The sequence below is a fragment of the Simplicispira sp. genome (assembly GCF_028687295.1).
GTDB lineage: Bacteria > Pseudomonadota > Gammaproteobacteria > Burkholderiales > Burkholderiaceae_C > Simplicispira > Simplicispira metamorpha.
On sequence record NZ_JAQUAL010000164.1, the window covers coordinates 1 to 7,098 of the forward strand.

A 7,098-nucleotide genomic window follows, 5' to 3' on the forward strand; every position below is an offset into this window, starting at 1 on the left:
CCAGTGCGCAGACCAGCGCCCAGACTGCTGCCCCGAGCGCTACCAGCCCGGCGGCATCTGCGGCAGACAGCCCGGCAGCACCTGCGGCGGGCGACGCGCAGGCAGGCGCAGAGGCCGGTGCCGGTGCCGGTGCTGAGACCGCAGAGCGCATGGCCGTGTTTGTAGTGCGCGAAGGCCGCGCCCGGCGTGTGCCCGTGGTGCTGGAGGCGCGCGGCAGCACGCACGCCTGGGTCAAAGAGGGCCTGCAAGCGGGCGACCCGGTGGTGGTGTACCCGCCGTCCACGCTCACCGACGGCGCGCGCGTCGCCCTGCGCGCGCCATGATCGGCACGACGGCCCCCGAATTGCGGGATGCTGTTTTTGGTATAAAAAGTGCCTCTGGCCCTTTTGCAGTGGGCGCAATCAGCTATCAAATCAAGAGTATTTCAGCCGCCGATGCGCCTGCACTTTTTGCCTTCGACCCTTGGAATGCCCATGCCCGACACCGCTTCGAACCCACCCGCCTGGCTGGCGGCGCTCTTGCACGGCCCCGCCGCCCTCAATGCTGCGGCGCAGTGCATCGAAACCCATATCTCCTGGGTGGTGCTGGCCGCTGGCCGCGCCTACAAGTTCAAGAAACCCCTGAACCTGGGGTTTCTGGACTTCAGCACGCTGGCGCAGCGCCGCGCGGCCTGTCTGGAAGAGCTGCGCATCAACCGCCGCACGGCGCCCGGCATTTACGAGACAGTGGTCGCCGTGTTGGGCCCAGCGCAGGCGCCGCGCCTGGTGCCGCTGGAGGCGCTGGAGCAAGGCGCCGAAGTGCTCGACTACGGCGTGCAGATGCAGCGCTTTGCCGATGACCAGCTGCTGGCCCGGCAACTGGCCGCTGGCACGCTCACCACCGCCCACCTGGACGCGCTGGCGCAGCAGGTGGCGCAGTTCCACACCGCTGCCGCCGTGGCCCCCGCAGGCAGCGCCTGGGGCAGCGCCGCGCTGGTGCGCCAGCAGGTGCAGGCCAACTTCGACACCCTGGCCACGGTGCTCCTGCCCGAGGCCGACCGCGCCACCCTGGCCGATTTGCAGCGCTGGACGCAGCAAGAGGGCCAGCGCCTGGCCCCGCTGATGGCCCAGCGCCAAGCCAGCGGCTGCGTGCGCGAATGCCATGGCGACCTGCACCTGAACAACCTGGTGCTGATCGACGGCCAGCCGCAGCTGTTCGACGCCATCGAGTTCAGCGAAGCGCTGCGCTGGATCGACACTGTGGCCGACATCGCCTTTCTGGCCATGGACTTGCAGGCCCAGGGCCGCCCTGATCTAGCCTGGCATTTTCTGAACGGCTGGCTGGAGCATTCGGGCGATGTCGCTGGCCTGGCGCTGCTGCCCTGGTATGTGGTGTACCGCGCCCTGGTGCGCGCCATGGTGGCCGGGCTGCGGCTGGCGCAGGCGAGCGACGAGGCCGCGCGCGCCGACAGCCTGGCCGAATTGCAGCGCTACCTGGCGCTGGCGCAGCAGCTGCGTCAGCCGCACGCGCGCTGGCTGTGGCTGGCCCATGGCGTCTCGGGTTCGGGCAAAAGCCGCCACAGCGCGCGCCTGGCTGCCAAGCGCGGCGTGGTGCGCCTGCGCGCCGATGTCGAGCGCAAGCGCCTGTTTGGCCTGGCGCCCGCCGCCACCAGCGCGGGCGTGGTGCCCGGCGGCATCTACACGCCAGACGCCACGCAGCGCACCTACGACCACCTGGCGGCGCTGGCGGCGCAGGTGCTGGATGCAGGTTTCCCGGTGCTGGTCGATGCCACCTTTTTGGCGCGCGCGCACCGGGCGCAGTTCGTGGCGCTGGCGGTGCAGCAGCAGGTGCCGTGCCGCATCCTGTCTTTTGATGCCCCGGTGGCCGTGCTGCGCGAGCGCGTAGAACGCCGCCTGCGCAAAGGCGGCAACGCCTCGGAGGCGACGCTGGCGGTGCTGGAGGCGCAACTGCAGCGCCGCGAGCCGCTGGACGCCGCCGAGCAGGCGCTGGCCCTTACGGTGGACACCTCGCAAGCCGTGGACTGGGCCGCGCTGCTGCCCGCCGCCGGTGGATAGACACAGCGCGTTGGGTCATAATTTGCTATTAGAAATATAGCTTCTTGCGCAATATTGGCGTGCGCTACAGACCGATTTGACTTGTATTTTGGCCTGGCCAATACGCTGCCCTTTGCCCTGTCAGCCCCAGCCCAGGTAGGGCCACAGGTGCAGCAGCGCCGTCGTCATCGTCAGGTAGCGGAAGAACTTGCCCACCGCCATGTAACCCAGGCAGGGCCAGAACGGCAGCTTGAGCCAGCCCGCCACGGCGCACAGCGGGTCGCCCACCACGGGCAGCCAGCTCAGCAGGCAGGTCTTAGGCCCCCAGCGGCGCAGCCACACGCGCACGCGGCGTTCGGTGCGGCTCAGTTCGCGGACTGGTGCGGCGTCTGCGGCATCGGCCTGGCCCGCGCGGCGGCGTCGGCGCGCGGCGTCCCAGGCTTTGTGCGCGCCCAGGCCCATCCACCAGCTCACCGCGCCGCCCAGCGTGTTGCCCAGCGTGGCCACCGCAATCGCTGGCCAGAACAGCTCCGGATTGAGCTGCACCAGCCCGAACACCGCAGGCTCGGAACCCAGCGGCAGCAGCGTGGCCGAGATAAACGCCACGACAAATACCGTGCTCAGGCCGTATTGCGGCAGGGCCAGCAGGCCCAGGAGGTGGTGCAGCCAGATTTCCATGGTGGGCGCGAGTGTAGTGCGCACTGTGCCCGCCTGCATCCGCTGGCCCCCGCTGGCGGCACGGCAGGGCGCAGTGCCCTCGCCGGGCAGAAAATTCTGGGCAGCCGCAGGGCAATCCGGTATCTTTTGCGGCTTTGTGTAACCCGCATCAGGAGAGCAGGCATGTGGCATTTCAGGGCAGCGCAACAACCAGGCCGGGATCGGGCCACGGCACAGGCCGTCGGTGAGGCGATGGACAGCGCCGCAGTGGGCCGTGCGGCAGACACGGCCATGGGTGCAGTGGCGGTGTCGGGCCAGCAGGTGGGCAGACTGGCAGGCCCGGCAGCGGCCTTGCTGCTGGCCACATTGCTGGCGGGCTGCGCAGCACCTGCGGGGGGCGAGCGCCAGGACAGTGCCTTGCCGGCAGGGTTTGTCTACCTGCACGCCGTAGCGCCTGATGTGCAGCAAGACATGCGCTACTACGGCAGCAACAACTTCCTCGGTCGTCCCGTGGCGGGCTACCAGGCCCCGGCCTGCATCCTGAGCGAACCCGCAGCGCGCGCCGTGCAGGCCGCACAAGCGCAGGTGCGCCCCCTGGGGCTCACCATCAAGGTGTTTGACTGCTACCGTCCGCAAACTGCTGTCAACGACTTTGTGCGCTGGGGCAGCGACCTGTCTGACCAGAAAACCAAGCCCGGCTACTACCCGGCGGTGCCCAAAACCGAGCTGTTCCAGCGCGGCTACATCGCTGAAAAGTCCGGCCACAGCCGCGGCAGCACGGTGGATCTGACGCTGGTGGTGGTCGATGGCCTGCGCGCCTCCAAGGTGGTGCGCGGCCCGCTGGCCGATGGCCAGGAGGTGGACATGGGATCGCCGTTTGACCTGTTCGATGCGCGCTCGCACACCGATAACCCCCACCTCTCGCCCGACGTGCAGCACAACCGGCGCTGGCTGCGCACCCTGCTGGCGCAGCACGGTTTTCGCAACCTGCCCGAAGAGTGGTGGCACTACACCCTCGACCCCGAGCCCCACACCGACCGCTACTTTGACTTTGCCGTGCGCTGAGCCGCAGGCCTCGCCCCAGTCGCTGGCCCAGCACCACCACCGCCCATGCCGCAGCCGCCGTTGGGCAGGCGCGCACATTCAACCGTAACCACCCCAGGCCACCACGATGCAGTCTCCCAACCATCCCCTGAACGGCACCCACTGGCGCCTGCGCGCTGCCGCCTGGTTCCAGCGCAGCGCCCTGGCCGGTGTTGCCATGTTGCTGGCCGGGCTGGCGGGCCTGGCCCAGGCCGCCACCTTGGCGCTGGACGGTGCCCACGGCCCGCGCCAACTGGACGGCGCTGCGCTGGCCCGCCACCCCCAGGCCCAGGACATCGCCGTGCCCGGCGATGTGGCCTACCAGCGCCCCATGCGCTACCGTGCCGTGCCGCTGGCCGTGGTGCTGCGCGAGCTGGGCCTGGGCCCGAGCGACACATTGGAGGCCGTGGCCACCGATGGTTTTGTCGCGCAGTTGCCCGGCGCCCTGGTGCTGGCGCAGTCGCCCGGCCAGCCCCAGCCCTGGCTGGCCATCGAGCCCGACGGCGCCCCTTGGCCTGCACTGCCGGGCAAGGCCGCCAGCGCCGGGCCGTTCTACATCGTTTGGCCGCAGAACGCGGGCGTGCGCAGCGAGCAGTGGCCCTATGCCGTGGCGCGGTTGAACGTGCGCGCCGCCCCCGACAAGCGCTGGCCGCAGATCGCCGTGGCCGCGCAGGTGCCTGCGGGCGACCGCCTGCGCCGGGGCCAGTCGCTGTTTGTGGTGCAGTGCATGGTCTGCCACCGCATGAATGGCGGCGGCGACGCCCAGGTCGGCCCCGACCTGAACCTGCCCATGAACCCGACCGAATACTTCCAGCCCCAGGCCCTGCGCCAGCTGGTGCGCAACCCCGCCAGCGTGCGCCACTGGCCCACCCAGCTCATGCCCGGCTTTGGCCCCGAGCAGATCAGCGACGCTGAACTCGACGATCTGCTGGCCTACCTGGCGCACATGGCCCGCCAGCGCCAGACCGCCACGCCATGATGGGCACCGGCACTGCGCGCCTGGCGCTGTTGCACCGTTGTGCCCCGAAGCCGTAGGCGGCGCGCTGGCCTGATCCGGGCCGGGTGGGTGGCAGCGGCGGGCGCGCCCGGCCAGTGCCCAAATTTTGTGCAGGTACAATGCCGCCTCTTTTTTCAGCAAGCCCCCTGCGCCCTCCCTGACCCATGCACATCGGCCCCATTCCCTTGGCGAACCGCCTGTTCGCTGCGCCCATGGCCGGTGTCACAGACCGGCCATTTCGCCAGCTGTGCCGGGCACTGGGCGCGGGCTATGCGGTCAGCGAGATGGTCACCTCGCGCAAAGACCTCTGGAACAGCCTGAAAACCAGCCGCCGCGCCAACCACGAGGGCGAACCCGGCCCGATTGCCGTGCAAATCGCGGGCACCGACGCGCCCATGATGGCCGAGGCCGCGCTCTACAACGTCGAGCGCGGCGCGCAAATCATTGACATCAACATGGGCTGCCCGGCCAAAAAGGTGTGCAACAAATGGGCCGGCTCGGCGCTGATGCAGAACGAGGCGCTGGCGGTGGAGATTGCCGCCGCCGTGGTCAACGCCTGCGCGCCGCGCGGCGTGCCCGTCACGCTGAAGATGCGTACCGGCTGGAGCCAGGAGCACAAAAACGCCGTGGCGCTGGCGCGGCAGTTTGAGGCCGTGGGCATCCAGATGCTCACGGTGCATGGCCGCACCCGCGAGCAGGGCTACCGTGGCATGGCCGAGTACGACACCATCGCCGCCGTCAAGCAGGCCGTGCGCGTGCCCGTGGTGGCCAACGGCGACATCACCAGCCCTGAAAAAGCCCGCGACGTGCTGGCCGCCACCGGCGCCGACGCCATCATGGTGGGCCGCGCCGCCCAGGGCAGGCCGTGGATATTCCGTGAGATTGGCCACTTTCTGGCCACCGGCGAGCACCTGCCCCCGCCGCGTGTGGCCGAGGTGCGCGCGCTGCTGCTGGAGCACCTGCAAGACCATTACAGCCTGTACGGCGCCTACACCGGCGTGCGCACGGCGCGCAAGCACATCGCCTGGTACGTGCGCGCGCTGCCCGGCGGCGAGGCGCTGCGCCAACACATCAACACCCTGGAGACGTGCGACGCCCAGTGGCAGGCCGTGGCCGACTACCTGGACGCCCTGGGCGACCAGATGGAGCGCCTGCCCGCCGCCACCGGCACCACCGAACCCCTCCAAGACGAAACCGAGGAACCCAGTGCATGAGCAAACAACACATTGAAGACTGCGTGCGCGAAAGCCTGCAAGACTACTTTCACGACCTGGGCGGCGAGTCGCCCGACGGGGTGTACGCCATGGTGCTGCGCCTGGTCGAAAAACCCATGCTCGAAGTGGTGATGCAGCAGGCCGAGAACAACCAGTCGCGCGCCGCCGAATGGCTGGGCCTGAACCGCAACACCCTGCGCAAAAAGCTGGTCGAGCACCAGCTGCTGTAAGCGCCATGGGGGCTAATTTGCTCCTTGATTGATAGCTGCTGGCGCGCACCACGCAAGGGCCAGAAGCCTATTTTGTATTGATTACCCACCCCAACCCACCGCAACCTCCCCATGAACGCACTTCTTTCTGTCTCTGACAAAACCGGCATCGTTGAATTTGCCCAGGCCCTGCATGCGCTGGGCATCAAGCTCTTGTCCACCGGCGGCACCGCCAAGCTGCTGGCCGATGCGGGCCTGCCCGTGACCGAAGTGGCCGATGTCACCGGCTTCCCGGAAATGCTCGATGGCCGCGTCAAAACCCTGCACCCCAAAGTGCACGGCGGCCTGCTGGCGCGCCGCAGCCTGCCCGCGCACATGGCCGCGTTGGCCGAGCACGGCATTGACACCATCGACCTGCTGGTGGTCAACCTCTACCCGTTTGAAGCCACCGTGGCCAAGCACGGCTGCACGCTGGCCGATGCCATCGAAAACATCGACATCGGCGGCCCCGCCATGGTGCGCAGCGCCGCCAAGAACTGGCAAGACGTGGGCGTGGTGACCGACGCGGGCCAATACCCCGCCGTGCTGGCCGAGTTGCAGGCGGCGGGCAAGCTGTCTGACCAGCTGCGCTTTGCCCTGTCGGCAGCGGCGTTCAACCGCATTGCGCAGTACGACGGCGCCATCAGCAACTACCTCTCCAGCGTGCAGTTCGACGCCGACAAGCAGGCCGAAGACTACGTGCCCGCCATGTCCGCCTTCCCCAGCCAGGCCAACATGTTTGCCACCAAGCTGCAAGACCTGCGCTACGGCGAAAACGCCCACCAGCAAGCCGTCTGGTACCGCGACCTCAACCCCGCCGTGGGCTCGCTGGCCACCGGCGTGCAGTTGCAGGGCAAAGAGCTGTC

At 68.9% G+C, this 7,098-nt stretch carries 7 protein-coding genes and 1 pseudogene; 7 read left to right on the plus strand and 1 reads right to left on the minus strand.

What is annotated here, in order from left to right; translation table 11 throughout:
* Together PHX69_RS14270 and PHX69_RS14275 are read left to right on the plus strand one after the other, a co-directional pair.
* Nucleotides 1-323, plus strand: a 323-nt coding sequence (locus tag PHX69_RS14270) for a permuted SH3 domain-containing protein (protein ID WP_502958540.1), incomplete at its 5' end; no start/stop codon positions are given.
* A gap of 150 nt (nt 324-473) precedes the next feature.
* A complete protein-coding gene (locus tag PHX69_RS14275) occupies nt 474-2,054 on the plus strand; it encodes a bifunctional aminoglycoside phosphotransferase/ATP-binding protein (protein WP_288044545.1) in 1,581 nt (526 codons plus the stop codon).
* Nucleotides 2,055-2,174: 120 nt separating this feature from the next.
* Here PHX69_RS14275 and PHX69_RS14280 read toward each other — a convergent pair whose 3' ends face one another.
* Nucleotides 2,175-2,711, minus strand: coding sequence for a YqaA family protein (locus PHX69_RS14280; protein WP_288044547.1), 537 nt, complete (start codon nt 2,709-2,711; stop codon nt 2,175-2,177).
* A gap of 162 nt (nt 2,712-2,873) precedes the next feature.
* On the opposite strand from PHX69_RS14280, the gene PHX69_RS14285 reads away from it, so the two are divergent.
* From PHX69_RS14285 to purH, 5 genes and pseudogenes are all read left to right on the plus strand, one after another.
* On the plus strand, nt 2,874-3,755 hold the full coding sequence (locus PHX69_RS14285) for a M15 family metallopeptidase (RefSeq protein ID WP_288044549.1): 882 nt from the start codon (nt 2,874-2,876) through the stop codon (nt 3,753-3,755).
* 106 nt (nt 3,756-3,861) lie between these two features.
* Complete coding sequence (locus tag PHX69_RS14290; RefSeq protein ID WP_288044551.1) at nt 3,862-4,752, plus strand: cytochrome c; 891 nt, start codon at nt 3,862-3,864, stop codon at nt 4,750-4,752.
* A gap of 182 nt (nt 4,753-4,934) precedes the next feature.
* Entirely contained in the window at nt 4,935-5,984 is a 1,050-nt protein-coding gene (gene dusB, locus PHX69_RS14295; protein ID WP_288044552.1) for a tRNA dihydrouridine synthase DusB, read from the plus strand.
* Nucleotides 5,981-6,214 carry a Fis family transcriptional regulator gene (locus PHX69_RS14300; RefSeq protein WP_119014383.1) on the plus strand — a complete coding sequence of 78 codons (234 nt, stop codon included), beginning with the start codon at nt 5,981-5,983 and terminating at the stop codon, nt 6,212-6,214. Before dusB ends, PHX69_RS14300 begins: the two co-directional genes overlap by 4 nt.
* Nucleotides 6,215-6,325: 111 nt before the next feature.
* A pseudogene (gene purH / locus PHX69_RS14305) lies at nt 6,326-7,098 on the plus strand (bifunctional phosphoribosylaminoimidazolecarboxamide formyltransferase/IMP cyclohydrolase); the annotation flags it as partial.